29 protein-coding genes are annotated in these 26,283 nt (G+C 62.7%); 8 read left to right on the forward strand and 21 right to left on the reverse strand.

Annotated elements, in window-relative coordinates; genetic code table 11:
* Nucleotides 1-56 precede the first annotated feature (56 nt).
* Nucleotides 57-1,016: a hypothetical protein gene (locus ACO07D_RS16920; RefSeq protein WP_421704104.1), complete on the forward strand. Its 960-nt coding sequence runs from the start codon at nucleotides 57-59 to the stop codon at nucleotides 1,014-1,016.
* On the opposite strand, the gene ACO07D_RS16925 is transcribed toward ACO07D_RS16920, so the two are convergent.
* The 5 genes from ACO07D_RS16925 to ACO07D_RS16945 form a co-directional block, all read right to left on the reverse strand.
* Complete coding sequence (locus ACO07D_RS16925) at nucleotides 1,013-2,233, reverse strand: multidrug effflux MFS transporter (protein WP_421704105.1); 1,221 nt, start codon at nucleotides 2,231-2,233, stop codon at nucleotides 1,013-1,015. The genes ACO07D_RS16920 and ACO07D_RS16925 overlap by 4 nt on opposite strands.
* On the reverse strand, nucleotides 2,233-2,703 hold the full coding sequence (locus ACO07D_RS16930) for a metal-dependent hydrolase (protein ID WP_421704106.1): 471 nt from the start codon (nucleotides 2,701-2,703) through the stop codon (nucleotides 2,233-2,235). Before ACO07D_RS16930 ends, ACO07D_RS16925 begins: the two co-directional genes overlap by 1 nt.
* Nucleotides 2,700-3,356 (reverse strand): DsbA family oxidoreductase, encoded by a 657-nt coding sequence (locus ACO07D_RS16935; RefSeq protein WP_421704107.1) that lies wholly within the window; start codon nucleotides 3,354-3,356, stop codon nucleotides 2,700-2,702. The genes ACO07D_RS16930 and ACO07D_RS16935 overlap by 4 nt, the downstream gene beginning before the upstream one ends.
* Before the next feature lie 115 nt (nucleotides 3,357-3,471).
* A complete protein-coding gene (locus tag ACO07D_RS16940) occupies nucleotides 3,472-3,945 on the reverse strand; it encodes a hypothetical protein (protein WP_421704108.1) in 474 nt (157 codons plus the stop codon).
* The gene (locus ACO07D_RS16945; RefSeq protein WP_421704109.1) at nucleotides 3,942-5,456 is read right to left on the reverse strand and encodes a class I adenylate-forming enzyme family protein; all 1,515 of its coding nucleotides are present in this window, start codon (nucleotides 5,454-5,456) and stop codon (nucleotides 3,942-3,944) included. The genes ACO07D_RS16940 and ACO07D_RS16945 overlap by 4 nt, the downstream gene beginning before the upstream one ends.
* A gap of 66 nt (nucleotides 5,457-5,522) precedes the next feature.
* On the opposite strand from ACO07D_RS16945, the gene ACO07D_RS16950 reads away from it, so the two are divergent.
* Complete coding sequence (locus ACO07D_RS16950; protein WP_421704110.1) at nucleotides 5,523-6,149, forward strand: helix-turn-helix domain-containing protein; 627 nt, start codon at nucleotides 5,523-5,525, stop codon at nucleotides 6,147-6,149.
* Between the two features lie 7 nt (nucleotides 6,150-6,156).
* Here the strand turns inward: ACO07D_RS16950 and arsB are convergent, their stop codons facing one another.
* The 3 genes from arsB to ACO07D_RS16965 all read right to left on the reverse strand — a co-directional run bounded on the left by arsB (nucleotide 6,157) and on the right by ACO07D_RS16965 (nucleotide 10,753).
* Nucleotides 6,157-7,203, reverse strand: a complete 1,047-nt coding sequence (arsB, locus tag ACO07D_RS16955) for an ACR3 family arsenite efflux transporter (protein ID WP_421704111.1) — start codon at nucleotides 7,201-7,203, stop codon at nucleotides 6,157-6,159.
* Nucleotides 7,204-7,275: 72 nt separating this feature from the next.
* Entirely contained in the window at nucleotides 7,276-9,072 is a 1,797-nt protein-coding gene (locus ACO07D_RS16960) for an extracellular solute-binding protein (protein WP_421704112.1), read from the reverse strand.
* Nucleotides 9,073-9,418: 346 nt separating this feature from the next.
* Nucleotides 9,419-10,753: a calcium-binding protein gene (locus ACO07D_RS16965; RefSeq protein ID WP_421704113.1), complete on the reverse strand. Its 1,335-nt coding sequence runs from the start codon at nucleotides 10,751-10,753 to the stop codon at nucleotides 9,419-9,421.
* Nucleotides 10,754-10,910: 157 nt separating this feature from the next.
* On the opposite strand from ACO07D_RS16965, the gene ACO07D_RS16970 reads away from it, so the two are divergent.
* Nucleotides 10,911-11,684 (forward strand): 3-hydroxybutyrate dehydrogenase, encoded by a 774-nt coding sequence (locus tag ACO07D_RS16970; RefSeq protein ID WP_421704114.1) that lies wholly within the window; start codon nucleotides 10,911-10,913, stop codon nucleotides 11,682-11,684.
* 71 nt (nucleotides 11,685-11,755) lie between these two features.
* On the opposite strand, the gene ACO07D_RS16975 is transcribed toward ACO07D_RS16970, so the two are convergent.
* The 8 genes from ACO07D_RS16975 to ACO07D_RS17010 all read right to left on the reverse strand — a co-directional run bounded on the left by ACO07D_RS16975 (nucleotide 11,756) and on the right by ACO07D_RS17010 (nucleotide 16,000).
* Nucleotides 11,756-11,947 (reverse strand): hypothetical protein, encoded by a 192-nt coding sequence (locus tag ACO07D_RS16975; protein ID WP_421704115.1) that lies wholly within the window; start codon nucleotides 11,945-11,947, stop codon nucleotides 11,756-11,758.
* A 36-nt stretch (nucleotides 11,948-11,983) separates the two neighbouring features.
* The gene (locus ACO07D_RS16980) at nucleotides 11,984-12,199 is read right to left on the reverse strand and encodes a hypothetical protein (protein ID WP_421704116.1); all 216 of its coding nucleotides are present in this window, start codon (nucleotides 12,197-12,199) and stop codon (nucleotides 11,984-11,986) included.
* Between the two features lie 20 nt (nucleotides 12,200-12,219).
* A complete protein-coding gene (locus ACO07D_RS16985; RefSeq protein ID WP_421704117.1) occupies nucleotides 12,220-12,432 on the reverse strand; it encodes a hypothetical protein in 213 nt (70 codons plus the stop codon).
* 24 nt (nucleotides 12,433-12,456) lie between these two features.
* A complete protein-coding gene (locus ACO07D_RS16990) occupies nucleotides 12,457-12,675 on the reverse strand; it encodes a hypothetical protein (RefSeq protein WP_421704118.1) in 219 nt (72 codons plus the stop codon).
* Between the two features lie 66 nt (nucleotides 12,676-12,741).
* Nucleotides 12,742-13,356 carry a LysE/ArgO family amino acid transporter gene (locus ACO07D_RS16995; protein ID WP_421704119.1) on the reverse strand — a complete coding sequence of 205 codons (615 nt, stop codon included), beginning with the start codon at nucleotides 13,354-13,356 and terminating at the stop codon, nucleotides 12,742-12,744.
* A 6-nt stretch (nucleotides 13,357-13,362) separates the two neighbouring features.
* On the reverse strand, nucleotides 13,363-14,106 hold the full coding sequence (locus tag ACO07D_RS17000) for a DUF502 domain-containing protein (RefSeq protein ID WP_421704120.1): 744 nt from the start codon (nucleotides 14,104-14,106) through the stop codon (nucleotides 13,363-13,365).
* A gap of 86 nt (nucleotides 14,107-14,192) precedes the next feature.
* Complete coding sequence (locus ACO07D_RS17005) at nucleotides 14,193-15,095, reverse strand: pseudouridine-5'-phosphate glycosidase (protein ID WP_421704121.1); 903 nt, start codon at nucleotides 15,093-15,095, stop codon at nucleotides 14,193-14,195.
* Between the two features lie 17 nt (nucleotides 15,096-15,112).
* Complete coding sequence (locus ACO07D_RS17010) at nucleotides 15,113-16,000, reverse strand: PfkB family carbohydrate kinase (protein WP_421704122.1); 888 nt, start codon at nucleotides 15,998-16,000, stop codon at nucleotides 15,113-15,115.
* Nucleotides 16,001-16,383: 383 nt separating this feature from the next.
* Here ACO07D_RS17010 and rpsB point away from each other — a divergent pair, with 383 nt between their 5' ends.
* Complete coding sequence (gene rpsB / locus ACO07D_RS17015; protein WP_421704123.1) at nucleotides 16,384-17,166, forward strand: 30S ribosomal protein S2; 783 nt, start codon at nucleotides 16,384-16,386, stop codon at nucleotides 17,164-17,166.
* A 75-nt stretch (nucleotides 17,167-17,241) separates the two neighbouring features.
* Nucleotides 17,242-18,120 carry a translation elongation factor Ts gene (gene tsf, locus ACO07D_RS17020; RefSeq protein WP_421704124.1) on the forward strand — a complete coding sequence of 293 codons (879 nt, stop codon included), beginning with the start codon at nucleotides 17,242-17,244 and terminating at the stop codon, nucleotides 18,118-18,120.
* A gap of 564 nt (nucleotides 18,121-18,684) precedes the next feature.
* Here tsf and ACO07D_RS17025 read toward each other — a convergent pair.
* A complete protein-coding gene (locus ACO07D_RS17025) occupies nucleotides 18,685-19,428 on the reverse strand; it encodes a LuxR family transcriptional regulator (RefSeq protein WP_421704125.1) in 744 nt (247 codons plus the stop codon).
* Nucleotides 19,418-19,879 (reverse strand): type II 3-dehydroquinate dehydratase, encoded by a 462-nt coding sequence (gene aroQ, locus ACO07D_RS17030; RefSeq protein WP_421704126.1) that lies wholly within the window; start codon nucleotides 19,877-19,879, stop codon nucleotides 19,418-19,420. The genes ACO07D_RS17025 and aroQ overlap by 11 nt, the downstream gene beginning before the upstream one ends.
* Nucleotides 19,880-20,186: 307 nt before the next feature.
* On the opposite strand from aroQ, the gene ACO07D_RS17035 reads away from it, so the two are divergent.
* The 3 genes from ACO07D_RS17035 to ACO07D_RS17045 are packed head-to-tail and all read left to right on the forward strand — an operon-like array spanning nucleotide 20,187 to nucleotide 23,303.
* Nucleotides 20,187-21,179 (forward strand): IS30 family transposase, encoded by a 993-nt coding sequence (locus ACO07D_RS17035; RefSeq protein WP_421701032.1) that lies wholly within the window; start codon nucleotides 20,187-20,189, stop codon nucleotides 21,177-21,179.
* Nucleotides 21,180-21,217: 38 nt separating this feature from the next.
* On the forward strand, nucleotides 21,218-22,498 hold the full coding sequence (locus ACO07D_RS17040) for a glycosyltransferase family 4 protein (protein WP_421704127.1): 1,281 nt from the start codon (nucleotides 21,218-21,220) through the stop codon (nucleotides 22,496-22,498).
* Nucleotides 22,499-22,502: 4 nt separating this feature from the next.
* Nucleotides 22,503-23,303, forward strand: a complete 801-nt coding sequence (locus ACO07D_RS17045) for a class I SAM-dependent methyltransferase (RefSeq protein ID WP_421704128.1) — start codon at nucleotides 22,503-22,505, stop codon at nucleotides 23,301-23,303.
* A 108-nt stretch (nucleotides 23,304-23,411) separates the two neighbouring features.
* On the opposite strand, the gene ACO07D_RS17050 is transcribed toward ACO07D_RS17045, so the two are convergent.
* Genes ACO07D_RS17050 through ACO07D_RS17060 form a run of 3 tightly spaced genes read right to left on the reverse strand, consistent with a single transcriptional unit; the run spans nucleotide 23,412 to nucleotide 26,277 of the window.
* Nucleotides 23,412-24,410, reverse strand: a complete 999-nt coding sequence (locus ACO07D_RS17050) for an ABC transporter ATP-binding protein (protein ID WP_421704129.1) — start codon at nucleotides 24,408-24,410, stop codon at nucleotides 23,412-23,414.
* A complete protein-coding gene (locus ACO07D_RS17055; protein WP_421704130.1) occupies nucleotides 24,407-25,441 on the reverse strand; it encodes a Gfo/Idh/MocA family protein in 1,035 nt (344 codons plus the stop codon). Before ACO07D_RS17055 ends, ACO07D_RS17050 begins: the two co-directional genes overlap by 4 nt.
* Complete coding sequence (locus ACO07D_RS17060) at nucleotides 25,438-26,277, reverse strand: carbohydrate ABC transporter permease (RefSeq protein ID WP_421704131.1); 840 nt, start codon at nucleotides 26,275-26,277, stop codon at nucleotides 25,438-25,440. The genes ACO07D_RS17055 and ACO07D_RS17060 overlap by 4 nt, the downstream gene beginning before the upstream one ends.
* Between the last annotated feature and the right edge of the window lie 6 nt (nucleotides 26,278-26,283).

The following is a 26,283-nucleotide window of genomic DNA, read 5'->3' on the forward strand; positions in this document are numbered from 1 at the left end:
AACTTGCAATATTTGGAATATATAATATATGAGGCGCAACACCACGGAGCGCGCCCATGCAACAGATCATCCTTGTCGTCACCGCCATCGTCTTGGGCCTGGCCACCGGCTATTTGACAGGGGGCTTTGCCTTTTCCTCGGCGGTCTGCCTGGTGGCGGGGATCTTTCTGGTCACGCCGTCGCTGTTCAACTTCAATGTCTCGGACATGCGGTTGGTGACCCAAAAGAAGGGCGCAATAGGTGCGAACCTGTGGATCAACTACCTGCTGATGCCCGCCGCCGCGCTGGTCATAGGGCTTGCCAGCGGCGATCTCGGCATCGCTGGCGCGCTGATGCTGCTGGCCCTGCTGCCGGGCGGGGGCATGGTGATGATGTGGATCAAGACCTCAGGCGCGAACCCCAAGCTGGGGTTCATCCTCTTCATGCTGAACCTGGCACTGCTTTTGCCCGTCACCCTGATCTTTGCGCAATATTACCCGCTGATGAGCGGCTATTTCCCGGCCCCCGACCTGGGCGCGGCCGAGGGCCTGTCCACCGGCCGCGAGGTCAGGCCCTTTGGCCCCTTCGTGATTCTGATCGTGATCCCGTTCATCCTGTCGCGCATTGCCCGCGCCTGGCTGCCGGGCTTGGTGGCCTTCAAGGAGAAACACATGCCGACAATTTCGAAGGCGACCATGTTCGGCATTGTCTTCTACCTGTTCAGCCTCACCACCTCGCAGCTGCTGTTCGAAGTGCCGATCGAGGCGCTTCTGCGCGCGATCCTTGCGACCGGCGCCTTCTACGCCGTGGCCTTTACTGCCGCGCGCTTCCTGACCGCCAATGACGCCGAGGGCCGCGCGGTCTTCTGGCACATCGCCACGCGCTATATCACGCTCGCGCTGATCCTGGCGGTCTTCGTGATCGACACTTACGGGCCGACCTTCATTCTGCCGGTCATGGTCGCCTATTTCATCCAGATTGGCTCGGCTGGCATGCTGCGAACACGCATGCAGGCACGGGCGGCGGCTGTGGCTTAATCCACCGGCTGATCCGGCCCGGCCATTTTCATACCCAACCAGGCCAGCACCGACAGCACTGCCGCCCCGCCGATCATCGGCAGGGGGGTGCCGTTGAAGGCCAGGCCAATGGGCACCGCCAGCACCACGGCGAGCATGGTCGAGGTGGCGCCGATCAGCGCCGAGCCGGTGCCAGCGACATGGCCCAGGGGCTCCATCGCGAGCGCGTTCAGATTGCCGAAGTTGAAGCCGTTCATCAGGAAGACGGTGCAGCTCCAGGCGAAGAAGACCCAGATCTCCCAGCTGCCGGGGATCATGCCACTCCACCAGACCAGGAAGAGCACCGAGGCCAGCACGGCCTGGCTCGCATAGGTGATCGAGACCAGCCGTGACATGCCCATGCGCATGACCAGCCGCGCGTTCAGAAGCGCCGCGGGAGAGGCGATCAGGGTCATGGCGGCGAAGAACAGCGGGAAGTCCTCGCCTGCGCCCAGGGCGTCGACAAAGATCGGTTGCGCGGTCGAGATATAGGCCATGAGCAGCCCGAAGCCCAAGGTTAGCACGCCGATATGGATCACCACACGACGGATCGAGAAGACCTCGCGCACGCCGCGGGCAAAGCGGGCGACGGTAAAGGGTTTCTTGGCCTCCGGCGACAAGGTCTCGGGCTGGCGCGACAGGAACCAACCGCCGACGGCCACGCCCACCAGCATGTAGACCACGAACATCGACCGCCAGTCCCAGGCGTTGATCACCAGCTGGCCGACATAGGGTGCGATGGCGGGCACCATGACGAAGACCATGAAGGTGAACGAGCTGACCCGTGCCATCATGCGGCCGGAATAGAGGTCGCGGGTGATCGCCACCCCCACGGTGCGCGGGGCCGAGGCGCCGAACCCTTGCGCAAAGCGCCAGACCAGCAGTGCGGTCAGGCTGTCCGCCCCCAGTGCGGCCCAGCCCGCCAGCACATACATCGCCATGCCCACCAGCACGACAGGGCGGCGGCCGAAACTGTCCGAGGCCGGACCCATGAAGAGCTGGCCCGCCCCCATGCCCAGCACGAAGGCGCCGATCACCAGTTGGGCGTGGTTCAGGTCATCCGGGCTGAGCTCGGTGCCGATCTGCGGCAGCGCCGGCAGCATCGAGTCGATGGTAAAGGCGAGCGTGGCGAACATCATCGCCATGAGGGCGACGAATTCGACCAGGCCCAGGGGCTTGGTGGGGGCGGGAATACGCATTACGAGAGCTTTCGCTTGAAAAACAAAAACAGGGCCGCGGCCCAGATGGCAAGTTCCGGCAGGAAGGACCAATGCAGGATGAAGGACAGGAGCCAATGGCTTTGCGTGGCGGGCACTGCGACCAGGGTGGTCAGGTGATTGCTGACCGGCCAGGCCCAGGCGATGCCGCCCGCGAATGTGTCCAGCACCAGGTGCAGGGCAACGCCCGCCAGGAAGGCCGCCGCGAAGGGCAGGGCGCCCGGGGCGGCCAGGCGCAGGACCGTCAAGAGGGCCGCGCCGGTCACCAGCCAGAAGGCAGGCATATGCACCCAATAAAGGTGATGGTGAAAGGCGCGACCGTCCACGCCATAGAACCAGATCAGGTCAAAGTCCGGAAAGACCGCGCCCAGAACGGCGGCGCCCATCAACCAGCCCCGCGCCCTGATCCCACGCCCAAGCAGATAGCCGGAGGGCAGGTGGGCGGTGATCATGGCTCCTCGCCGCTTTGCGCCTCAATCTGGGCGGAGATGTCGTCGATCACCTGGGTCCACAGATCCGTGGGCTGCGCGCCGGGCACGACATGCTGGTTGGCGATGACGAAGGTCGGAACCGAGTTCACCCCCTTGTGGCGCGCATCCGCGTCGCGGGCGCGGATGTCATCGGCATCGGCGTCGCTGGCCAGAAGGCGGGTGACCATGTCACCGTCCATGCCGATTTCACCGGCGATGGTGGCCAGCGTGGCGCGGTCGCCAATGTCGCGGCCCTCGTTGAAATAACCCTTGAAGAGCTTTGACACGGCGGCGGTCTGGCGACCCTCGATGCTGGCCCAATGGATCAGGCGGTGTGCGTCCAGCGTGTTGGGTGTGCGTTTGATGGCCTCGAAGTCGATCTCCAGGCCGGAGGCCGCGGCCTCTTCGACCACCGGCATATAGGCCCGCACGGCGCCCTCTTTGCCGCCGAACTTGGCCTCCAGGTATTCGCGCCGGTCCATGCCGCCAGCGGGCATGTCAGGGTTAAGCTGGAACGGGTGCCACTGGATCGTCAGCGGATGCTGCGGACGGGCCTCCAGCGCGCGATCCAGCCGGGCCTTGCCGATATAACACCAGGGGCAAATCGGGTCGGAAAAGATGTGCAGAGGGATCATGTTAGCGCTCCTTTGTCCCTGTCCTATCCGGGATCGGGAGGCGGGGGAAGGCCCGCAATGTGCATGGGCGCGCAGGTGCCTGTGCGCCTTGCAAGCCAAACGCCCAGCCGAGCCCTCAGTTTACCCCGGCTAGAACGCGTTCAACGAAATCGCATCCGTCTTGGGCGCCGAGCGGCGCGCAGGTCAGTTGCTCCAGAATGCCTTGTTCCACGGGCTTGCCCTCCAGCAGTCGTGTCGGGCGTCCATCGACGATCGTAAGGGGAACATCCTCGGGGTTCGCCGGGCGGCGCTCGACAGAGAACTCGGTTTCAACTCCCTCGTTGACCCGAATGCGGAAATTCCAGATATGCGCTTCCGTTTCGTACTCCTCCGCTGCGTAGTGGACATTGCCGCAGGAGCGATGGAGCTGGGCCTGCTCGCAGTCCTGGCCGATGCACAGGCGGACTTTGGGGGCGGAGGCCGCGAAGGAAGGTGAACCGTGGTCCAAACATGCGGCCTGGACGGCGGGGGCGGCCACGGTCAAACCGATCAGCAGGCATGCTGCACCGCGCAGGGCCTTGGCGAAGGATATGTGGCGTAGGGATGTCATTCCCGTTCGAACTCGGCCCGCAGCTCCCGGCGCAGGATCTTGTTGTTCGCGCCACGGGGCAGGGCCTCGACGGGCACGAAGATGCGCGGGCATTTGTAATGGGCGAGGCGTTCGTGGGCGTGGGTGGCGAGCATCCCTTCGTCCACTGGCGCGTCCTCGGGCACGTAGAAACAGGCGATCACGCTGGCATCCGCCTTGACCGAGACCTCGGCGCAGGCGGCTTCATGCACGCCGGGATGGGTGGTCATCGCCGCCTCGACTTCGATCGGTGAAACACGAAAGCCGCCCGCGTTCATCATGTCGTCACCGCGCCCGAGGTAGGTGATCGCGCCATCGGCGGTCATCGACACGGTGTCGCCGGTCAGGAACCATTCGCCGTTGAACTTGGCCCGGGTTTCGTCCGGGGCGCCGTGATAGCCCAGCATCAAGCCGGGATCGCGGTTCGACACCGCCAGGATGCCGGGCGTGTCGAAATCCACGGGGCCATCCGCGCCGATTACCGCAACCCGGCGGCCCACCTGTGGATAGCCCAGCGTGCCTTCTTGGGCCGGGTGGCCCGGCGCGCCGGAGACGAAGGTGGAGCATTCCGACATGCCGAAGGCCTCGTGGATCGGGGTCCCGGTGGTTTTTTCCCAGTTCTTGCGGGTGGTTGCGGGCAGTTTCTCACCCGCCGACAGCCCGTGACGCAGGGCTGGGAAGGTGGGCAGCTCGGCTTTCATCATCTGGCGATAGACGCCGGGGGCTGCGGCAAAGATGGTCGCGCCATGGTTGGCGATCAGCCCCGGCAGGGCGCTGGCAGGCGTGCCCGGGGCCGGGATCAGGGCGGTGGCGCCAACGCTCCACGGGTCCATCAGCCCGGTGCCCAAGGTATAGGTCCAGTTGAAGGCGCCCGCGTGCATCAGCCGGTCCTCGGCGCTGATGCCGTACCAGCCCTGGTGCATCATCTGCCGCGCCCAGATTGCGCGGTGGGCATGGGTCACGGCGCGGGCCACGCCAGAGGTGCCGGAGGTGAAAATGACGTAGGCCGGGCGGTTCGGGTCGCCCATATCGAAGGGTGCGGGCGCGTGGTCAGCCAAGCCATGCAACTCGGCCGAGGTCAGCGTGGCGCAGGGCAGGGGATCGGGCACCGCAATGCGCTCGCCCGCGATCACCAGGGCCGGATCCAGCACCGCGGCCATCTTGGTGATCTCGGGCGTGGTCAGCTGCGACGAGGTCGGCACTGGCACCAGCCCGGCGGCGATGCAGCCCAGGAAGGCCAGTGGGAAATCCACGTTGTTGCCCAGACGCATGAGCACGTGAGACCCAGGCGTCAGCCCGCGCGCCAGGAGCCCGCCTGCGATGCCGCGCACAGCCCGGTCGAGTTGGCTGTAGGTCCAGTGCTCGTCGCCCTGTCCCAGGATCGACAGGGCCATCTTGTCACCCAGGTCCTGGGCATGGGCCAACACATGGGCGGCCATGTTGAACTCGGCGGGCGGCGGGGCGAATGCCCCCTGGTCGAAGATCGCTTCCATGAGGATGTTTTGCCTCCGTCCCCATGTGGTTGCAATAGGGGGGTGAGCGCAAGTATACCCGGGTCCATGGAAAAACCGCATGAACCCAGCCTGATCCGCCTGGCCCGCGAAAGCGGTGAAGAGGCTCCCGATCCGCAGCCCCTGAACCTCGGCGAACGTGTACGCGAGCTGCGCAAATCGCGGGGATGGACGTTGGAACAGGCCGCCTCGCAGGCAGGGTTGGCGCGTTCGACCCTGTCGAAGATCGAAAACGGCCAGATGTCGCCCACATATGAGGCGCTGAAGAAGCTGGCTGTGGGGTTGGAAATCTCGGTGCCGCAGCTGTTTACCGCGCCGAAGGCCGCGCAGGTGTCCGGCCGGATGGCGGTGACCAAATCGGGCGACGGGGCGGCTCATGCGACCGCGACCTATGAGCACGAACTGCTGGGCGGCGCGCTGACCAAGAAAGCGATGCTGCCCTATCGCGCCCGCGTGCGCGCGCGGTCATTCGAAGAGTTCGACGGCTGGGTGCGCCATGATGGCGAGGAATTCCTTTATGTGCTGACCGGCGCGGTGCGGCTGATCACGGAATTCTACGAACCGGTCGAGATGCGCCGGGGCGACAGCGCCTATTACGATGCCTCGATGGGGCATAACGTGGTGTCGATCAGCGAAGAGGATGCGACGATTCTCTGGGTGACCTCTCTGACCTGAATTCGGCCTATTCGGTGACAGGCGCGGGGTCTTCGGCCTGTTCCTGCGCCGGGAACCAATGCCGGGTACGGTTGGCGAAGGCCACCAGCGACAGCATCACCGGCACTTCGACCAGCACACCGACCACCGTGGCCAGCGCGGCGCCCGAGTTCAGCCCGAACAGCGAGATCGCCACCGCCACCGCCAGTTCGAAGAAATTCGATGTGCCAATCATGCAGGCCGGGGCCGCCACGTTGTGTGGCAGGCGCATGGCCTTGGCGGCGCCATAGGCAATGGCAAAGATGCCATAGGTCTGTATCAACAGCGGCACCGCGATCATCACGATGGCCAGCGGCTTGGCCAGGATCGTTTGCGCCTGGAAGCCGAAGAGCAGCACGACGGTGGCCAGCAGCCCAACCACGGACCAGGGTTTCACCCGGGCCAGGAAGGTGCCCACATGTGCCGCATCGCCCAGCGCGCGGCGGGTCAGGATGCCTGCGACCAGCGGCAGAACGACATAGAGCACGACCGACAGCAGCAGCGTCTGCCAGGGCACGGCCACGTCGCTGACACCCAGCAGGAAGGCAGCGATCGGCGCGAAGGCGAAGACCATGATCACGTCATTCACGCTGACCTGGACCAGGGTGTAATTCGCGTCGCCCTTGGTCAACTGGCTCCAGACGAAGACCATGGCGGTGCAGGGTGCCACACCCAGAAGGATCATGCCGGCGATGTACTCTCCGGCCGTCTCAGGATCGACGAAGGGGGCAAAGATCACGCGGAAGAACAGCCAGCCCAGGGCAGCCATGGTGAAAGGCTTGATCAGCCAGTTCACCACCAGGGTCAGCACCAGCCCGCGTGGGCGACGGCCGATGTCCTTGATCGAGGCAAAGTCGATCTGCACCATCATCGGGTAGATCATGACCCAGATCAGCACGGCGACCACCAGGTTCACCCGCGCAATCTCCAGCGCAGCGACCGCGGCAAAGATGCCCGGCGCGAGGTTGCCCAGGACCACTCCCGCAAGGATCGCAAGCCCGACCCAGACAGATAGAAACCGTTCGAAAATGCCCATGGTGATCCCCCTTTGCCCCGCCGTTTACGCAGTCCGGCGAGGCGGGGCAACATTCATGTTTCTGTTACAATTCTACGGGGCGTACCACCAGGTGTCCGGTAGGAAGCCAACCCAGTCGCCATAGACCGGCAGACGCTCGGGAAAATGGATCTCCTTCACATGGGCCAGACGCGAATGATCGGTGTACCAAACCGGGATGACATAGCGCCCGGCAGTGAGCAGCCGGTCGAGCGCGCGGGTGGCAGCGATAAAGCCCTCCTGATCCTCGGCGCGCAGCATCGCGTCGACCATGGCGTCGATGGCGGGGCTGGCAACCCCCATCCAGTTGCGCGAGCCTTCGGTGTCGCGCATGGCGCTGCCCCAATAGAGCTTCTGCTCGTTGCCCGGGCTCAGGCTCAGGGACCGGCGATACCAGGTCATGTCGAAATCGAACGCCTGGGTGCGTTCCTTGTACTGGGCGTTGTCGATCGCGGTCACGGTCACATCCACCCCGGCGGTCTCCAGCGCCTCGACGAAGAGATCGACGATCTGGCGCGTCTCATTCGATCCGGTGGCGATCAGGATCTCGAAGGCGAAGGGCTCGCCCGCACTGTCGCGCAGCTTGCCTTCCTCAAGGGACCATCCGGCCTCTTCGAACAGCGCCAGCGCGCGGCGCAGGTCGCGGCGGTTGCGTTGCGATCCGTCACCCTGGGGCAAGGCATAACCGTCGAGCGCGTCTGCAGGGATCTGGCCCGCGAAGGGGGCCAGCAGCGCGCGCACGGCGCCCTCGGCCGGGTCACCTACCTTCATGCCCAGACTGGAGTTGTCGAAATACGAGCGGATGCGCGGCTCCCCCCCGCCGGTCACGGTCTGGTTGATGAAGCTGAAGTTGAACAGATGCATCACCGCGTCGCGCACGCGGATATCTTCGAAGACAGGGCGGCGGGTGTTCATGACCAAGCCGCGAATGCCGGTCGGGCGCTGGTGCGGCACCTCGTTCATGACCACGTCGCCGGCGGTCACGCGGGCAAAGTTGTAGTTCGTCGACCACCGCGCCGGGTTACCCTCGCGAAAGACCGAGCTTTCCCCGGCGCGGAAGGCTTCGAAGATCACCGTGGCATCGGCGTAGTAATCCACGCGGATGGTGTCGAAGTTGAACTGGCCCCGGCGGGCGGGCAGATCGGCGGCCCAGTAATCCGGGTTGCGGGTGAACTCAATATACCGGCCCGCCTCATAGGCGCCGACGGTATAGGGGCCGGAGCCGACCGGGATCAGATCGAAGCCGGAGGCGGTGAAGTCATGCCCCTCCCACTGGGCCTTCTGCAGCACCGGACGCATGCCCATCAGAAGCGCCAGTTCGCGATCTTCGGTGTTGAAGGTGAATTTGACCGAGCGCGGGCCGGTCTGCTCCATCACCTCGACCTTGTTCCAGGCGGTGTGATAGCGCGGGTGGCCCTGGGTGCCGAGGGTCTCGTAGCTCCACATCACATCCTCGACGGTGACGGGGCTGCCGTCCGAGAAACGCGCCTCGGGGCGCAGGGTGAATTCCACCCAATCGCGATTCGGCCCGACATCAATCGATTCGGCCAGAAGGCCATAAAGCGCGAAGGGCTCGTCCCAGTTGCGCGCCATCAACGTGTCGAAGACCAGGCCCGACAGGTGCCAGGGCGCGCGGCCCTTGTGGATGAAGGGATGCAAGCTGTCGAAGCCACCCCCCTCGGCCAGAACAAGCCGTCCGCCCTTGGGAGCATCCGCGTTGGCGTGGGGGAAGGACACAAAATCCGGTGGCAGCACAGGGTCGCCATACATGGATATGCCATGGGCGGGCTCGGAGAGAATCGCCCCCGGCAACATTCCAAGAATCGCCGCAGCGCCGAAAACTCCGCGCATTTTCGCGAAAAACTCTGATCTCATCTGTGCAACAATCCTCTGTCTGCCCTGTTTTTCTTGAGGCCGAGCCTAGAGTGCCGTCCGTGTGATTTCAAACTTTTAGCTTGGCGTGAGCGGGCGGACGCATTATAAAGAATTCACTGCTCGATAGGTTTCTTGCCTGTATGAAACCTGCCTCAATGACTTAACGCCCGCCTTGTGCGGGCGTTTTTTTTATGGCTGTCAGAGCGGTTTCCCATCAGGGGAAAAGCCCCTGCTGCCTCCCCGAGAATCGCGGGTTGTCCCACGCCGGGTTTCTGGGGTCGGGAAAAGGGCAGGGCCGTTCCCGGCCCCGCCTGGGGAACACTTAGCCGCCATGGGTCAGAATGGTGCCGAAGGACGTGAAGTGCTCGACATCCAATGCGTCCAGTTGCAGGTTCTCCAGCCGGATCGTGTAAAGCCCGTCCTCAGAGGTCCACACCACATGGTTGCCGACCTGTTCAGCGCGATCCAGGAACAGGTCATATTGCTCTTCGGCGGTGGTCGGGGTGACATAGTCGATGCTGAGCATGTCTTCACCCAGGGTGAAATCCCTGACCACGGCCTTGCCCGGCGCCTCGGGGGCGAACACGAAGGTATCCGCGCCTGCGCCGCCCTCCAGCCGGTCGCTGCCACCGGCTGTCACGAGGATATCGTCACCGGTCCCGCCGTACATCTGGTCATTGCCGAGATACCCAGCCACAAGGTCCGCGCCATCGCCGCCAATCAGCTTGTCATTTCCCAAACCGCCGAGCAGCAGGTCGTCGCCAGCGCCGCCATCAAGCACATTTCCGGCGTCATCAAGCCCGCTGTCATCTCCGCCATAAAGCTGATCATTGCCATCGCCGCCGTTCAGCCGGTCCGCACCGTCACCACCGTACAGCAGGTCATCGCCCTCGTCCCCGCGCAGCCGGTCGTCGCCACCGCCGCCGATCAGGACGTCATTGCCGGCTCCGCCTTTCAGAAGGTCATTGCCGGCCTGCGGATTGACCTCGTCGTGATAGCTGCCATCCTGGTCGTCGCCCCAGAGGATATCGTCGCCCGCATCGCCCTTGAGCGTGTCATCGCCGCTGCCGCCGACCAGCGTATCGTCACCTGTGCCGCCCGAGAGGCGATCCGCATCGGCTCCGCCATAGAGCTGGTCGCGATCCGCCCCGCCTTGCAGGTTATCGGCGCCGTCATTTCCAACCAGGATGTCTTCGCCCTTGCCGCCGACCACGCGGTCGTCCAAGGCGGAGCCCACGATCGTGTCATTTCCGTCCTTCGCCACCACGTCGAGCGCGCCGCCGCCCCATCCTTGCATGTAATCATCCGCTCCGCCCAGGATCAGGCGTAGGCCCGGCAGAGCCTCGGAAAGGTGGTAGATCGCAAACTGACCAAACCAGTCCACCTCCAAGGCATTCAGTGCGGCCACATCCGTGACCGGCAGGGCGGTCACCTTGATCGACGTGGGATAACCGGTGCCCAGGGTGGGATCGTGGCTTTCCTCGATCCGTTTAACCGTGCCGCCGGTGGGGTATGGGGAAACAGCGGCCCCCTCCGGGTCCAGCGTTTCGTAAGTCAGATCAGTGCCGTAAATCGTGGTTCCGCGGAAAATCCCGTTCTCGTCGTAATAGCCGAAGCGGAACCGGGTCGCCGTGGCTTCGATGAACTCATAGTCCATATTCATGTCCTTTGCTCAAAACTCGCACAGGTAGAGCAATAATCGCGGTAAGGTTGAGGTGCAAGGTTCCATTTTCCCGCAATCGCACTGGCCAAGCCCGACCGGGCCGCTATGGTGGGCTCAACCGATTTCACAGCCTATTCACAGGGGAAAAGACATGTCGCTGAAGGGAAAAACCGCCATTATCACCGGGTCGAATTCGGGCATCGGTCTGGGGGTCGCGATCGAGCTGGCCAAGGCCGGGGCGGATGTTGTGCTGAACTCATTCACCGACCGCGACGAAGACCACGCCCTGGCGGCGCAGATCGGCGCCGACCATGGCGTCAACGCGCGGTACATCAAGGCGGACATGTCCAAGGGCGAGGAATGCCGCGCCCTGATCGAACGGGCGGGCACGTGTGACATCCTGGTCAACAATGCGGGCATCCAGCACGTGGCGCCGATTGACGAGTTCCCGAGCGACAAGTGGGATGCGATCATTGCGATCAACCTCAGCTCGGCCTTCCACACCACCGCCGCCGCTCTGCCGAAGATGCGGGCGGCGGGCTGGGGCAGGGTGGTCAATATCGCCTCTGCCCACGGGCTGACCGCCAGCCCCTACAAGAGCGCCTATATCGCGGCCAAACACGGTGTCGTCGGGCTGACCAAGACCACCGCGCTGGAGACCGCCGAGGAGGCGATCACTGCCAATGCGATCTGCCCGGGCTATGTGCTGACCCCGCTTGTCGAGGCGCAGATCCCCGACACGATGAAGGAATACGGCATGGAGCGCGACGAAGTGGTGAAGAAGGTCATGCTGGCGCGTCAGCCGTCCAAGGAATTCGCCACGGTCGAGCAGATGGGGGGCACGTGCGTGTTCCTATGCTCGGACGCTGCCGCACAGATCACCGGGACGACGATCAGCGTCGATGGTGGTTGGACCGCTCTGTAATCGGTGGTCATGGTTGAAATGGAAAACGCCCCGTCTTTCGACAGGGCGTTTCCACGTTCATTCGGTGCGCTTTAGCGCTCCATGACCGTCTCGCTGCCGCCTGAAAGGGCCACGCCCAACAGCAGGATCAACAGGATCGGGATCAGGATCCCGGCAGAGCTTGTCGTGGCCGCCTCATCGACGATCACAACCGGCTCGACAATCGGATCAACCAGCGCGCCCGCCATTGCGGCCGAGCCGCTGACACCCGCCAGTGTACGCAAGTACAAGTTTCTTCATGTCATGTTGCTACGCTACAATCAGCCCGCTGAGGACGAGCTGCTCTCGCCGCCACCTGCCAGGGCCACGCCCAGCAACAGGATCAGCAGGATCGGAATCAGGATCCCCGCAGAACTAGACGTGGTCGCCTCTTCGACGATCACGACCGGCTCGACAATCGGATCAACCAGCGCACCAGCTTGTGCGGCGCTTGCGATGGCAGATGCAGCTGTGGCTGCGATAACCAGTTTCTTCATCTTATGTCCTCTTCTTTAAATCAAGTCGGCGGCGGGCTGCTCTCGCCGCCACCCACCAGGGCCACGCCCAACAGCAGGATCAGCAGGATCGGGATCAGGATCCCGGCGGAGCTTGTCGTGGCCGCCTCTTCAACGATAATCACCGGTTCCACAATCGGGTCAACCAATGCGCCAGCCTGAGCGGCTGTGGCTGCGCTGGTTGCAAGCACTGTTGCAAGTGCGAGTTTCTTCATGGCTAGTCCCTCCTCTTAGCCTGTTCACATATCCATCGTGCTGCCGCTGCTGCTGCTGCCGTTTGTCAGGGCCACGCCCAACAGGATCAGCAACAGGATCGGGATCAAAATCCCGGCGGAGCTGGACGTGGTCGCCTCCTCAACGATCACGACGGGCTCCACGATTGGATCCACCAAGGCCCCAGCCTGTGCAGCAGAGGCCGCAGTCAGCGCAAGAACCGTTCCAACAATGATGTTTTTCATCTCACTTCCCCCTTCTCGTAACTGGAATGCTAACAGGGAAAGGAACTGTTAGGGAAAAAAATCCGATCAGGGCAGGTAGGGGTGCAGCAATTTTGCCGCAATGGCCCACATGACAAGGCCGATGATCACGTCCAGAACGCGCCAGGCGCGGGGGCTTTGCATGATCGGGGCAAGCAGCCGTGCACCGTATCCAAGAGAGAAGAAGAAGGTGAAGGAGGCTGTGACCGCGCCGATGCCAAAGGCCCATTTCAGTGCGCCCTGCGCAAAGCCGGTCGAGATCGCACCGATCAGTCCCAGCGTGTCCAGGTAGACATGCGGGTTCAGCCAGGTAAAGGCGGCGGCGATGGCGATGGTCTTCTGCAAAGATCGGCCTTGCCCCTCGATCTGCATCGCGTATTCGCCGAGCCAGGCCTCACGAAACCGGGTCAGGCCGTAGACGATCAGGAAGGCGGCTCCGGCAAGGCTCATCACCATCGGCAGGGCGGGCAGGGCGTTGACCAGCGCGGCAAACCCTCCAACCCCGGCGGCGATCAGAAGCGCATCGGAGGTTGCGCAGAACAGGCAAAGCCAGAACACGTGCTGATGCAGAAGCCCCTGGCGCAGCACAAAGGCATTCTGGGCGCCGATGGCCAGGATCAGGGAAAACCCGGTGGCGAAACCGGTCAGGCCAGCTCCGATCATCGCGCGTTATTTCCCCATGATACCATTGGGTTGCGAGGGGTCTTTCGGGTTCGGATAGACCAGGCCAGCCGAGATCACCAGCTTCGCCGCATCCTCGACGGACATGTCCAGCATGATGACCGAATGCTGCGGCACGAACAGAAGGAACCCGGAGGTCGGGTTCGGCGTGGTGGGCAGGAAGACCGAGATCACCGGCTCGTCCACCGGAATGCGCTGGTCGATCTCGCCCTTGGCATTGGTCGAGACGAAGGCAATCGCCCAGATCCCCTTGCGCGGATATTCCACCAGGCAGGCCTTGTCGAACTTGGTTTCGGTCTGGGCAAAGACCGTCTCGGCAATCTGCTTGATGCCGTTGTAGAGCGACCGCACGACCGGCATGCGATCCACCAGCCCCTCGGCCCAATGCAGGAAGCTGCGGCCGATGAGCCCTTTGGTGACCCAGCCCACCAGCACGGTGAACAGAAGGAACAGAACCACGCCCACGCCGCGCACGTTCACATGGACCTCTTCCTCGCCGAAGATCCACTTGAACCATTCCTTGTCGCCGAAGAAGCGGTTGATCAGCTCATCCGGGTGATAGGCCCCGGGCACGAAGGGAAGGACCCAGCTGTCGATCCAGCCTACGAAGGTCCAGATCATCCACATGGTGATCGCAATGGGAACCACGACGACGAGGCCGGCCAGGAAGTTGTTCCTGAGGCCAGAGAAAGGGCGCCAGCGGCGACGGTGGTGCGGTTCGTGCTCGTCCATGGTCTTCTTTTTGATGATCGTCCGCGCGAATGTAGGGGCTCCATGCCCCCACGGCAATGGGCGATTGGGATGAATATAGCGTGAAATCAGGGCGTTTCGATCAGCCGTGCCGCAATTTGTGCCGCCAGGGCCGCATTGTTCCTGACCAGGGCAATGTTGGCGGTCAGCGAGGCGCCGTCGGTGGCGTGGAAAATGTGATCCAGCAGGAAGGGCGTGACCTGTTTGGCGGCGATGTTCTGATCCTCGGCGGCGGCGAGGGCGGCGGTGATGACCGGGGCCAGGGTCTCGCGCGAAATCTCGGCTTCGGCCGGGATTGGGTTCGCCACCAGCTGACCGCCCGGCAGGCCCATGGCCGCGCGCATCCGGTGGGCGGCGGCGATCTCAAGCGGTTCGTCCATGCGCAGGGGCGAGGGCAGGCCGGAGCTTTGCGACCAGAAGGCCGGGAACTCGTCCTGGCGGAAGGTAATCACCGGCACGCCGGAGGTTTCCAGCACTTCCAACGTCTTGGGGATGTCCAGGATCGCCTTGGCGCCTGCGGCCACGACCGTGACGGCGGTCTGGGCGAGTTCCGACAGGTCGGCGGAGATGTCGAAGCTGCTCTCGGCCCCGCGATGTACGCCGCCGATGCCGCCGGTGGCAAAGACCTCGATCCCCGCAAGCCGCGCGGCGATCATGGTGGCGGCCACGGTGGTGGCACCGGTGCCACCCGTGGCGATACAGGCGGCGAAATCGGCGCGGCTGAGCTTGGCCACGCCGGTGGCCTGGCCCAGGCTGTCCAGTTCCGCGCCGGTCAGGCCCACGTGCAGTGTGCCATCAATGACCGCCATGGTGGCAGGCACCGCGCCGTTCTCGCGCACCGTGGCTTCGACCAGGCGGGCGGTTTCGACGTTCTGCGGAAAGGGCATGCCATGGGTGATGATGGTGCTTTCCAGCGCCACGATGGGCAGGTTGTCAGCCTTCGCCTCCATCACTTCAGGGGCGAATTTCATTGGCACATTCGGGGGGGTCATGCGTCTTCTCCGGAGACATAGCGCGCGGCGGTTTCCAGCGCGAATTCAAGGGCTTCTGGCGCGGACTTGCCGCTGATTTCCGCCGCGATATGCGCGGCCATGAAGGTGTCGCCCGCGCCGGTGATGCGTTTCACCTCAACCGCGGGACAGGGGGCAACGATGACATCGCCCTCGCGGCCTTCGGCGCCGTGACCACCGCCGTCGGTGACCAGCACCCGGGTGGCGCCTGCGGCCAGCAGGGCGGCGGCGGCGTCTTCGGAACTTGCGGGGGTGGTGTCGGTCAGATACCCGGCCTCTTCGCGGTTCACGTAGAGCGTGGCACCCGGGTGGCCCATCAGCGGGCGCAGGCGGCGCGCCTTGCCGGGGCTGGCAGGCGCCACGCGCAGGTCGGCGGCGGCGAAGCTGGGGCGCTGCGCGATATCGCTCAGCAGATCCACGGTCAGGTTGCCGTCGAGCGCAATGACACCGGAATAAGGCGCTTGCGGGCTGCCCAGGGTGCCGTTCTCCAATGGTTCCAGGATGGCGTCGCCTGCGGCCTCCAGCGAATGGGCATCTGCGACGGCGGCGATCAGCCCCTCGGGGCCTTCGATTGCCATATAGACATCAGTGGGTTGCGAGGAGACATGCACGTGCTCGGTCACGAGCCCCAGGCGCCCACAGCGGGCCAACAGGTCGATCCCGTCATGATCGTCGCCAATGGCGGTCAGGAGCGCCGGGGTCAGGTCAAACCGGCGCAGGGTCATGGCAATGTTCATCGCCACGCCGCCGGGCAGGCGGGTAATGCGGCCCGGCTCGTCCGAGCCCACGCGCATGGAATGCGGCGTGCGTCCGATCACGTCCCAAAGGACGCTACCGATGCACAGGATGTCATGTGTCTTGTCCATGCGGTCTTGTGGCAGGGGCAGGGGGCAGGTGCAAGGGGGTGGAAGCAGCGGGGCGGCGCCCGACCCTGGGTGGGCGCTTGTGCAACTGATCTGACTTGCATGGGGTCAGCCAAATCCGATACCTCCGTTCGTGCTGCATCGTTGCAGTGCGCCCTCCCGTGGGGAGGGTCGGGCGCCGCCCCGCTGCGCGGTGCGAAGTGGTATCTTCGCTGACGCTCGATCTGTCTTCCCTCAAAGGGGTTGCAAACCCCGCCGATCCCTTGTATTGCGCGCCTACTTCGCAGGTGGGGTTTGGGCCTTACGGGGAGAAATCCCGTACAGGTCCGCCGGTTGGACATCCGTCCTAGCACCCCACCGAGGCCCAAACCGGAAAGGAAATGGATATGGCGCTTCCCGAATTCACTCTGCGTCAGCTGCTGGAAGCTGGCGTTCACTTTGGTCACCAAACCCAACGCTGGAACCCGCGTATGGGCGAGTTCATCTATGGCTCGCGCAACGGGATCCACATCATGGACCTGACCCAGACCGTGCCCATGCTGGACGCTGCTCTGAACGTGATCCGCGAAACCGTCGCCAAGGGCGGCCGCGTGCTGTTCGTCGGCACCAAGCGTCAGGCCTCGGGCCCGATCGCCGACGCCGCCGAGAAATCGGCCCAGTACTTCATGAACCACCGCTGGCTGGGCGGCACCCTGACCAACTGGCAGACCGTGTCGCAGTCGATCAACCGTCTGAAAGCCTATGAAGAGCAGCTGGCCTCCGGCGCCGAAGGCCTGACCAAGAAAGAGCGTCTGGGCATGGAGCGCGAGCACGCCAAACTGCAGGCCTCGCTGGGCGGTATCGCCGAGATGGGCGGCACCCCGGACCTGCTCTTCGTCATCGACGTGAAGAAAGAAGAGCTGGCGATCAAGGAAGCCAAGAAACTGGGCATCCCGGTCGTGGCCGTGGTCGACACCAACTGCTCGCCCGAGGGCGTGGATTACATCATCCCCGGCAACGATGACGCCGCCCGCGCCATCGCGCTGTACTGTGACCTGGCCTCGCGCGCTGCCCTTGACGGCATGAGCGCCCAGATGGGCGCCGCCGGCATCGACCTGGGTGCCCTGGACGAGGCCCCGGTTGAGGAAGCCGTCGCCGAAGAGGCCGCCGAGGCCCCGGCCGAAGCCTGATCGGCTTTCGTCACATAACTGATACCGGGGGCGGGCACACCGCTCCCGGACACTCGAATTTCAAGGAGACACGAGATGGCTATCACCGCTGCACTCGTCAAAGAACTGCGTGAATCCACCGGCGTTGGCATGATGGACGCCAAGAAAGCCCTGGTCGAGAACGACGGCGACATGGAAGCCGCCGTGGACTGGCTGCGCACCAAGGGCCTGGCCAAGGCCGCCAAGAAATCGGGCCGTGTGGCCGCCGAGGGCCTGGTCGCCGTCGCCGTGACCGGTGGCAAAGGCGTCGCCGTCGAGGTGAACTCGGAAACCGACTTCGTCGCCAAGAACGGTGAATTCCAGGACATGGTCGGCGGCATCGCCACCGCTGCCCTGGGCGTGGCCGACGTCGAAGCCCTGAAGGGCGCCGACCTGGGCGGCAAGTCCGTCGAAGCCGTGCTGACCGACAAGATCGCCACCATCGGCGAGAACATGACCCTGCGCCGCATGGCGTCGCTGGAAGGTGAAACCGTTGTCACCTACGTGCACAACGCCGCCACCGCCGGCATGGGCAAGATCGGTGTTCTGGTCGCCCTGAACGGTGGTTCGGAAGAGTTCGGCAAACAGGTCGCGATGCACGTCGCCGCCGTGAACCCGGCCTCGCTGGGCGAAGCCGACCTGGACCCGGCCGTGGTCGAGAAGGAACGCACCATCCTGACCGAGCAGGCCCGTGAAAGCGGCAAGCCCGAGAACATCATCGAGAACATGATCAAGGGTCGGATGAAGAAGTTCCTGTCGGAAGTGACCCTGCTGGGCCAGAACTTCGTCATCAACCCGGACCTGACCGTCGAGGCCGCCGCCAAGGAAGCCGGCGCCGAGATCACCGGCTTCATCCGCATGGAAGTCGGCGAAGGCATCGAGAAGAAAGAAGAAGACTTCGCTGCCGAAGTGGCTGCGGCCGTCGCCGGCTCGTAAGCCGAAATCTTCAAATTCGGGCAGGGCAACCTGCCAACGGAACGGCGCCCCTCGGGGCGCCGTTTTGCTGTGTAGCCTCTCGAAAAGGATCCTGCGGACGGGGCAGGGGACAAGGAAAAGGGCGCCCGCGGGGAGGGGCGCCCTGATACTTGTCACGACATTCACATAGCAAAACGGCGCCAGCGGGGATGCGAAGCGCCGTTTTTCCGGCAACATGCGGGACAATGCATGTCACCAGAGAGATTTTTGCGGGCATGTCCGGTCTAAACACTCCTTCCATGCCTGCACCCGGTTGCCCGGCAGGGTGAACATTCCCTGTAATCTCAAGGCGTCCACCCCATGTTCCCAGGCTAAGCCACCACTCACGGAACGGTTGAAACATGCGCTTTTTGGGCGAATTTTGGAAGTCAGGATTACCTTACCTCGGATTTTCGCAACAAACTGGAAAGTGGTGGAAATCCACCAAAACCCCTATCCGAAGGGCTAAGAGGCGAGTTGCAGATGCAGAAAAGGCCCCGCTTGGGGGCCTGTTCAACTCGGTTCAGGGCGGTGTTCAGAGCCGCATCAGAACGTATAGATCTGGTTCAGAAAGGATGCTTTCAGAACCGCCTGGGCGGTGGTCTCGACCCCGAGCTTTTCCCTCGCCAGACGCAGGTGCTTTTCGACCGTGGCCGTCTTCACGCCCAGGATCACCGCAATGTCCTGGTTGGTCTTACCATCTCCGACCCATTCCAGCACCTCGCGCTGCCGATCTGACAGGCGCGGCATGACCTTGTCATGGGGCAGGGAGATGATCTTGAGATGAACCACGTTGTTCATCGCCTCGATCTCACGCCCGTGTTTCTCCCAGATCGCATCGACCTCGTCCTGAGAGGCACCGGGCGCACCGGCCATGGCAATGACGCCCTTGGCGCGGCTGGTGCCTTCGGCAAAGCAAATGGTATAGCCAGCCGTCACGCCGAATTCCTTGTTCACGGCAAGGACTTCACGCTCTTCCGGTGTCAGATCGTCCATCACGCTTTTCACGAAATTCCAGCTGCACGAACCGGTGAATTCGCGCGCCCAGCGGACCATCGGAGCTTTGACATACAGTCCGTCCTCGATGAACCGTTTGAAATAGCCCGGATCGTGATTGGTCAGAAACAAGCTGTCCTCACGCGGACCGGTAGGTGAGTTTGGCGTGGTGTAGCGCGTATAGCCGTAGATCAGCCGGGGAAAGCCGTATTCCGCCATGGCGCGACAATGAAGATCCCAGACTTCTTCAAGATTGTCGCTCTCATAAATCTCTTTAAGAAAATCAAGCATCATGTTGATTTTCCGAGATTTTTGCAAGATGCACCATCATGGCGCGCATGGCCAGTGGATAGCCTTCGGGACCGAAGCCACAAATCTGGCCGACGGCCACCCGCGCAATATAGCTCTTGCGGCGGAACTCTTCCCGGGCATGGATGTTGGACAGGTGAAGCTCGATCATCGGGATCTCGGCTGAGGAGATCGCATCCATCAACGCAATAGACGTATGCGTATAGGCTCCGGCATTCAGGATGATCCCGTCGTGCAATCCACGTGCGGCGTGGATGGCGTCGATCAGAACGCCTTCGTGGTTCGACTGCACACAATCAACCCGCGCACCCAAATCCTCGGCCACCTGACGACAGGTGTCCTCGATCTCGGCCAGAGTGGTGTGGCCATATACTTCGGGCTGCCGCTGACCAAGAAGGTTCAGGTTCGGCCCATTGAGAATGAGCAAAGACGTCATAATATTGTCCCTTGTTCCCCAGAGGGTTTTATCCTCGAACCCGTGGCACTGTCGAGCGGGAAACAAACGGAAAAGGCGATGGCGTTGCGAAAATGATCGCATAGGGTTGCAAAGCCGCTGGCTTTTGGTGCCGGGCGCCGCAAGCACATGGGTTGTAGGTCGGGGAAGGTAGTAGAGCTTGTCGCGTTTTAGAGGCATCGTTAGTTCACATAATATGGATTATGCGACAAATGGCTGCTCAGCGGGCACATTCTAAACTGGGAAGCGACTTTTCCTCTATCCTACTGGAAAGTCAGGAGAACAGTTTATGAAACGAACCGAGCTAAATCTAGCCGAACGGCGCAAAATCGAGGACCTTTTGCATAGGAAGGTAAAAGTCGCCGAGATTGCGCGCCAGATCAATCGCCACCGTGCGACTGTCTATCGTGAGATCAAACGCAATTTCTTCAAGGATGAAGAGTTGCCTCAGCTCAATGGCTACTACGGGATGCTTGCCCAGAAATCGGCGGCTGATCGCCGTGCAAGACGTCGCAAACTGGTGCGTATTCCTGAACTCCGGGAAGCTGTGATAGGACGGCTCCAAGAAGGTTGGTCACCGGAACAGATTGCAGGTCGTCTAAAGCTTGAAGGTCATGCAACGACCGTCAGTCATGAGACGATTTACGCCTATGTCTACAGCCCAGACGGTCAATCACAGGCGTTGGCACGTTACCTTCCAGAACGGCGGAAGAAGCGAAAACCGCGCTATTCTCGCACACCTCGCGGCATGATGTTCCCGCTTGAAAGATCGATCCACAACAGGCCTGAGTACATAAAAGAACGTTCAACTTTTGGGGAATGGGAAGGTGATCTTATGATTTTCCGGCAAGAGCACGGGAAAGCAAACGTCGCATCGTTGGTCGAACGGAAGACCCGCTTTGCAGTCTTGTTCCGCAACAATGATCGCAGTTCGAAACACTTCATGGCGAAACTCATGAACGTAATGGAACCCCTGCCCCAGATCGCGCGCCAGTCTATTACTTTTGATCGCGGAATTGAGTTCTCGGGATGGCGAAAGCTGGAATCAGGAATTGGAACGAGCGCCTGGTTCTGTGATCCGCAGGCCCCATGGCAAAAAGGCTCGGTTGAGAACCTGAACAAACGGGCTCGAAGGTATTTGCCGCGCGATACCCCGATCGCGGCGCTCTCAAATCGCGACATGAAGGCGATTTGTGACCGCCTGAACGGAACACCAAGGAAATGTCTTGGGTGGCGAACGCCAACAGAAGCATTCACCGAAGAACTGAGAAAACTTGGATAACAAGAAATGTCGCAACCTAACTTGAGTTCACAGGGATCGTGGGCTATTCCGAAAAGACCGTCTTCCCCTCTCAATTCGTCAGCCGTGCCGCCGAACATCACTGTGACCTCGACATGTCGCGGACCATGGTTCGGGGTCAGGGGCTGCTGACGGATGACTTCGGGACACTCGACCAACAGGCCTGCCGCCGCCTCCTGCGCGAGGCGCTCGGGGTCGAGGAGGACGCCTTTGTCGTGCTCAATGTCGGCACCATAGACATGCGCAAAGGCGCGGACATGTTCGTGGATATCGCCAAGCTCTTCTTCGATGGCGAGGCGCCTTCACGGCCGGTCTATTTCATTTGGCACGGCGCGCCGGACGTGCATTTTCACTATGCCAAGGACTTCATTGCCCGCCACGGTTTGGAAGATCGCGTAAGGCTGCTGCCATCGACCTCGCAGATCGAACAGGTCTTTCTGGGCGGGGATCTGTTCCTGCTGACCGCCCGGGCCGATCCGTTTCCCTGCGTCATTCACGAAGCCCTGGCCTGTGGCCTTCCAGTGGTGGCCTTCCGCAACGGCGGTGGCGCGCCGGAGCTGATTGGCGACGATTGCGGCGCCATCATCGAAATGGGTCACCTGCCGGAGGCCGTCGCGGCCATTCGAAGCTACCTGGACGCGCCCGACCTTCTGGCCGAACAGGGGCGCGCGGCGCGCCGGAAGATTGCGCAGAGCTGGGACTATGCCTCCTATTGTGCGGATGTCTACGAGGTGATCCGGGACAGCGCGAAATCCGTTCCTCCCGGCGGGTGGCCCGTTCTGACCCCATCTGCGCCGGAGCCCCACCTGATCGCCATGCGCGGTTGCCTGGAGGATCTGGCCCAGCTGCAAACCATGGGGCTCGCGCACCTGGATCAGGACTGCCTGGTCGCCCTGATCGACGGGCGGTTTGGTGAACAGGCCGATGAGGTCGTGGCGGCCCTGCGGGCGCTGGGGGTTCGCTATCACCTCTGCCAGCCTGCCGAGGACACCGATGCGGCCCGAGCGACCCGCCTGAGCGCTTTTCTGTCGAACCCGCGCCCGAAACGAGTGACATTCATCAACACGTTGCAGCTGCTTTCACCCGCGCAGCTGCGCCCCCTGTCTATCCCGAAACAGGCCGTGGTGACCGGTGCCGGGATCGGCGCAACCGCGCTCTATGCGCGTCTGACCAGCCTGGATCACCTGTATCTGACCGATCCGGCCCTCGGCGAAAAGCTGATCTGGATGAACCCCATTGCGCGCGACATCATCCGCCCCATACCCGAAACCAACCCGGTTTCCCCGACCAAACGGAGCTGACATCATGAACCAGCAGACCCCTCTGACCGAACAGCTGGAGGCTCTGGGCCCCTGGCACCACCGGATCGCCCTGCAGGACGGCGTGGTCACGCAATCGGCGTCGCAGACGACCGCGACGGGGCAAAACATCATGTCCTACGAGCCGAAACGCGCCGTCGACCGCATCCTTGGGCGCATCTTTCCAGACGGGTTGCAGGGGCGTTCGTTCCTGGACTGCGGATGCAATGCCGGGGGCGCAAGCTTTGCTGCACAGGATCTTGGGGCCGGACGGATCTATGGTTTCGATGCCCGCGCGCATTGGGTTGACCAGGCCCGCTTCGCGCTGCAAAACCGCACCGACACCGGAGCGGACATCCGGTTCGAGGTCGCGACCCTGGAGGCGTTGGAAGGTCACGATCAGGACTACGATATCACCTGGTTCAGCGGGCTGTTCCAACATCTGCCCGACCCTGTTGCCGGGCTTCAGGCTGCTGCAGATCGCACGCGGGAGCTGTTGGTCGTCAACACCCCCTGCCTTGCGACCGATCTGGATATGAAGGAAGAGCCGACGCTGCTTTTGCAAAAGCGCGACACCGCGCATCCCCTGTCCGGCATTGACGGGCTGGGCACGCTGCCCAGCGGGCCCGTGGTGCTCAAGGGGATCCTGAAATGGCTGGGGTTTGGCGAGGTCAAGACCTACATGTGGCACCAACCGGGTGACGCGGGTAGCACGGTACGGCGCGGACGCATCGCCCTTGTGGCCGCGCGAACTCCAGGGCTGCTGGATCAGGTGCCGGACCGGAACAAGCCCACCTTGTCTTCCTGAGCCTGTCGGCGGAGCGACGAGCCCCATTTTGGTCAGAGACCTGCGCACCCAAGTGGGGGGTGTCAGGGCCTAGAGGTTCAAGGCCCTGACGCACGCAGGCTGCGCATGTTACGAGCGCAACCGCTCTCCCGTGTCATTGAAAAACAGCACCCTGTCCTGCGTCACGCTGAGTGTCACCGTCTCACCTGGGGTGATATCGTGCTGGCCAAAGAGGCGCAGTGTCATCTGTGTGTCGCCAATGCTGCCCACCACGTTCGTGTCCCCGCCCAGCTTTTCCACGTGGCGCACCTGAACGCTCAGGGGACCCTTGGGATCAAGCGTTAGATCCTCGGGCCGAACCCCCATGGTCCGGCTGTCGCTTTCCTGCATTAGGGCGGCGGGCAGAAAATTCATTGCCGGTGAGCCCAGGAAGCCCGCGACGAACTGGTTCGCGGGGTTGTTGTAAAGCTCCATCGGGCTGCCAACCTGTTCGACCCGCCCGTCGCGCAACACGACAATCTTGTCGGCAAGCGTCATCGCCTCGGTCTGGTCATGGGTCACGTAGATCATCGAAGCGCCCAGATCCGCATGCAGCTTGGCGATCTCAAGCCGTGTGTTCATGCGCAGGGCAGCGTCCAGGTTGGACAGCGGCTCGTCAAACAGGAACAGTTTCGGGTGGCGCACGATGGCGCGGCCGATGGCAACACGCTGGCGCTGACCGCCGGACAGTTCGGACGGGTAGCGGTCCAGATACTCCTCGAGGTTCAGCATCCGGCTCGCCTCTGCCACGCGCTGGTCGATGATTTCCTTGGACTGCTTCTCCTGTTTCAGGGCCAGAGACATGTTCCCGCGCACGTTCAGATGCGGGTAGAGCGCATAGCTTTGAAACACCATCGCGATGCCGCGTTTTGACGGCGGGGTTTGGTTCACGTGTTCGCCGTCGATCCAGATATCGCCGGAGCTGGCATCCTCCAGCCCGGCAATCACCCGCAGAAGCGTTGACTTGCCGCAGCCGGAGGGGCCGACGAAGACGACGAACTCACCCTCTTCCACCTCGATATTGATATCCTTCAGAACATGCACCTTGCCGAAGGACTTGTTCACGTTTTCTAGGCGAAGGGCGGTCATGGGGTGGTCTCCTCAAGACTGACGGGTTGACCGGTGCGCACGCTTTCATCGGCGGCCAGACAAATGGCCAGCGATTGAACCGCATCCCGCATGTGCCGGGTCAGGTCGATATCTTCATGAATGGCGCTGAGCATGTAGGCCTGTTCGGCATCACATAGCGCCTGGTGGCCGGGTTCATCCGGCAGCTGGATCAATTTGTCGCCGTCCGGGCGATGCACCAGCAACCCGCCCACGCGGGTGTGGCCGTCCACGTCGGATGACCCGGCCTTGTCCGCCTCGGTGATCGAGACGGATCCGGCGGGCGACACAACGTCTTTCACGAAAAAGGCGGTTTCGGACATCATCGGCCCCCAGCCGGCTTCGTACCAACCGACCGAGCCATCATCAAAGACAACCTGGAACTGGCCGTAGTTGTACATATCCGGCGCAATCTCGTCCGACAGGCGCAGGCCCATGCCGTTCACGCGGACCGGGCGCGCGTCAGTGATCTGGCACCAGACATCGACGTAATGCACGCCGCAATCGACGATCGGCGCGGTGGTCTGCATCAGCGCCTTGTGCGTCTCCCATTCCGCGCCCGAGCTTTGCTGGTTCAGGTTCATGCGAAACACGTAAGGGCCGCCCAGGGCGCGGGCCTCTTCGATCAGGCGCACCCAGCTGGGGTGGTGGCGCAGGATGTAACCCACGACCAGTTTGCGTTCCAGCCGGGTCGCCGCATCCACCACCCGGCGTGCATCGTCCAGAGTCGTCGCCAGAGGCTTTTCGACAAAGACATGCGCGCCTGCCTCCATCGCAGCCACGGCGAAATCCGCGTGGCTGTCGGAATAGGTGGCGATGACCACGAGGTCGGGGTGAGTGGCGTCCAGGGCCTCGTGGAAATCGGTGAAACAGGGATAGGTCGCCAAGTCGGGATGACCCACCTGCCCCGAGCGGTTCACCAGCCCGACGATCTGAGCCTCCGGATGGTGATGGTGGGCCAGCGCATGGCTCAGCCCCATGTTGCCCAGACCGGCAATCAGCACACGGGTCATTTGACGGCTCCTGACGTAATGCCGCGGATCAGCTGGCGTGAGAAGATGACGTAGAGCACCAGCACCGGCAGGATCGCCATCGACAGGGCCGACAGGACCGCGTTCCAATCGGTCACGAACTGGCCGATGAAGACCTGGCTGCCCAGGGTCAGGGTCTTGGTTTCCTCGGCCGGAGCCAGGATCAGCGGGAACCAGAGGTCGTTCCAGATCGGGATCATGTTGAACACTGCGACCGTCGCCATGGCCGGGCGCACCAGTGGCAGCACCAGCTTGAAGAAGATCGTGTATTCACTCAGCCCGTCGATGCGGCCCGCGTTCTTCAGGTCATCGGACACCTGGCGCATGAATTCGGACAGGATGAACACCGCCAGCGGCAGGCCCTGCGCCGTATAGACCAGGATCAGCGCCCAGAGCGTATTGACCAGCCCGGTGGCCACCATCATCTCAAGGATCGCAACGGTGCCGATGCGGATCGGGATCATGATCCCGAGCGCCAAGTAAAGCCCCATCAGCGTATTTCCCTTGAAGCGATATTCGCTGAGCGCAAATGCGGCCATGGCGCCGAACAGCAGCACGAAGGTCAGCGAGGCGACCGTGACGATCAGCGAGTTCTGGAAGTAGAGGAAGAAATCCCCCTGTTTCATCACCGTCTGATAGCCGATCATCGAGAAACTGTCGGCATCGGGCAGAGACAGTGGCTCGCGGAAGATCGCCTTACGGCTCTTGAAGCTGTTGATCAGGATCACGAAGACCGGGAACAGCGCAATCAGCGTGTAGAGGATCAGCGCGCCGTGCATGGCGGCGGTGTTGAGCGGGTTTTGACGTGCTTTGTTCATCCGTTC

Origin of the sequence: Aliiroseovarius sp., from assembly GCF_965228805.1 — a bacterium.
In the GTDB taxonomy this organism is placed as follows: Bacteria; Pseudomonadota; Alphaproteobacteria; order Rhodobacterales; family Rhodobacteraceae; genus JASBTN01.

Excerpts from the sequence above, each read along its gene's own strand:
- ACO07D_RS16920 (WP_421704104.1), top strand. The coding sequence starts at position 57 with ATGCAACAGATCATCCTTGTCGTCACCGCCATCGTCTTGGGCCTGGCC.
- ACO07D_RS16925 (WP_421704105.1), bottom strand. The coding sequence starts at position 2,233 with ATGCGTATTCCCGCCCCCACCAAGCCCCTGGGCCTGGTCGAATTCGTC.
- ACO07D_RS16930 (WP_421704106.1), bottom strand. The coding sequence starts at position 2,703 with ATGATCACCGCCCACCTGCCCTCCGGCTATCTGCTTGGGCGTGGGATC.
- ACO07D_RS16935 (WP_421704107.1), bottom strand. The coding sequence starts at position 3,356 with ATGATCCCTCTGCACATCTTTTCCGACCCGATTTGCCCCTGGTGTTAT.
- ACO07D_RS16940 (WP_421704108.1), bottom strand. The coding sequence starts at position 3,945 with ATGACATCCCTACGCCACATATCCTTCGCCAAGGCCCTGCGCGGTGCA.
- ACO07D_RS16945 (WP_421704109.1), bottom strand. The coding sequence starts at position 5,456 with ATGGAAGCGATCTTCGACCAGGGGGCATTCGCCCCGCCGCCCGCCGAG.
- ACO07D_RS16950 (WP_421704110.1), top strand. The coding sequence starts at position 5,523 with ATGGAAAAACCGCATGAACCCAGCCTGATCCGCCTGGCCCGCGAAAGC.
- arsB (WP_421704111.1), bottom strand. The coding sequence starts at position 7,203 with ATGGGCATTTTCGAACGGTTTCTATCTGTCTGGGTCGGGCTTGCGATC.
- ACO07D_RS16960 (WP_421704112.1), bottom strand. The coding sequence starts at position 9,072 with ATGCGCGGAGTTTTCGGCGCTGCGGCGATTCTTGGAATGTTGCCGGGG.
- ACO07D_RS16965 (WP_421704113.1), bottom strand. The coding sequence starts at position 10,753 with ATGGACTATGAGTTCATCGAAGCCACGGCGACCCGGTTCCGCTTCGGC.
- ACO07D_RS16970 (WP_421704114.1), top strand. The coding sequence starts at position 10,911 with ATGTCGCTGAAGGGAAAAACCGCCATTATCACCGGGTCGAATTCGGGC.
- ACO07D_RS16980 (WP_421704116.1), bottom strand. The coding sequence starts at position 12,199 with ATGAAGAAACTGGTTATCGCAGCCACAGCTGCATCTGCCATCGCAAGC.
- ACO07D_RS16985 (WP_421704117.1), bottom strand. The coding sequence starts at position 12,432 with ATGAAGAAACTCGCACTTGCAACAGTGCTTGCAACCAGCGCAGCCACA.
- ACO07D_RS16990 (WP_421704118.1), bottom strand. The coding sequence starts at position 12,675 with ATGAAAAACATCATTGTTGGAACGGTTCTTGCGCTGACTGCGGCCTCT.
- ACO07D_RS16995 (WP_421704119.1), bottom strand. The coding sequence starts at position 13,356 with ATGATCGGAGCTGGCCTGACCGGTTTCGCCACCGGGTTTTCCCTGATC.
- ACO07D_RS17000 (WP_421704120.1), bottom strand. The coding sequence starts at position 14,106 with ATGGACGAGCACGAACCGCACCACCGTCGCCGCTGGCGCCCTTTCTCT.
- ACO07D_RS17005 (WP_421704121.1), bottom strand. The coding sequence starts at position 15,095 with ATGAAATTCGCCCCTGAAGTGATGGAGGCGAAGGCTGACAACCTGCCC.
- ACO07D_RS17010 (WP_421704122.1), bottom strand. The coding sequence starts at position 16,000 with ATGGACAAGACACATGACATCCTGTGCATCGGTAGCGTCCTTTGGGAC.
- rpsB (WP_421704123.1), top strand. The coding sequence starts at position 16,384 with ATGGCGCTTCCCGAATTCACTCTGCGTCAGCTGCTGGAAGCTGGCGTT.
- tsf (WP_421704124.1), top strand. The coding sequence starts at position 17,242 with ATGGCTATCACCGCTGCACTCGTCAAAGAACTGCGTGAATCCACCGGC.
- ACO07D_RS17025 (WP_421704125.1), bottom strand. The coding sequence starts at position 19,428 with ATGATGCTTGATTTTCTTAAAGAGATTTATGAGAGCGACAATCTTGAA.
- aroQ (WP_421704126.1), bottom strand. The coding sequence starts at position 19,879 with ATGACGTCTTTGCTCATTCTCAATGGGCCGAACCTGAACCTTCTTGGT.
- ACO07D_RS17035 (WP_421701032.1), top strand. The coding sequence starts at position 20,187 with ATGAAACGAACCGAGCTAAATCTAGCCGAACGGCGCAAAATCGAGGAC.
- ACO07D_RS17045 (WP_421704128.1), top strand. The coding sequence starts at position 22,503 with ATGAACCAGCAGACCCCTCTGACCGAACAGCTGGAGGCTCTGGGCCCC.
- ACO07D_RS17050 (WP_421704129.1), bottom strand. The coding sequence starts at position 24,410 with ATGACCGCCCTTCGCCTAGAAAACGTGAACAAGTCCTTCGGCAAGGTG.
- ACO07D_RS17055 (WP_421704130.1), bottom strand. The coding sequence starts at position 25,441 with ATGACCCGTGTGCTGATTGCCGGTCTGGGCAACATGGGGCTGAGCCAT.
- ACO07D_RS17060 (WP_421704131.1), bottom strand. The coding sequence starts at position 26,277 with ATGAACAAAGCACGTCAAAACCCGCTCAACACCGCCGCCATGCACGGC.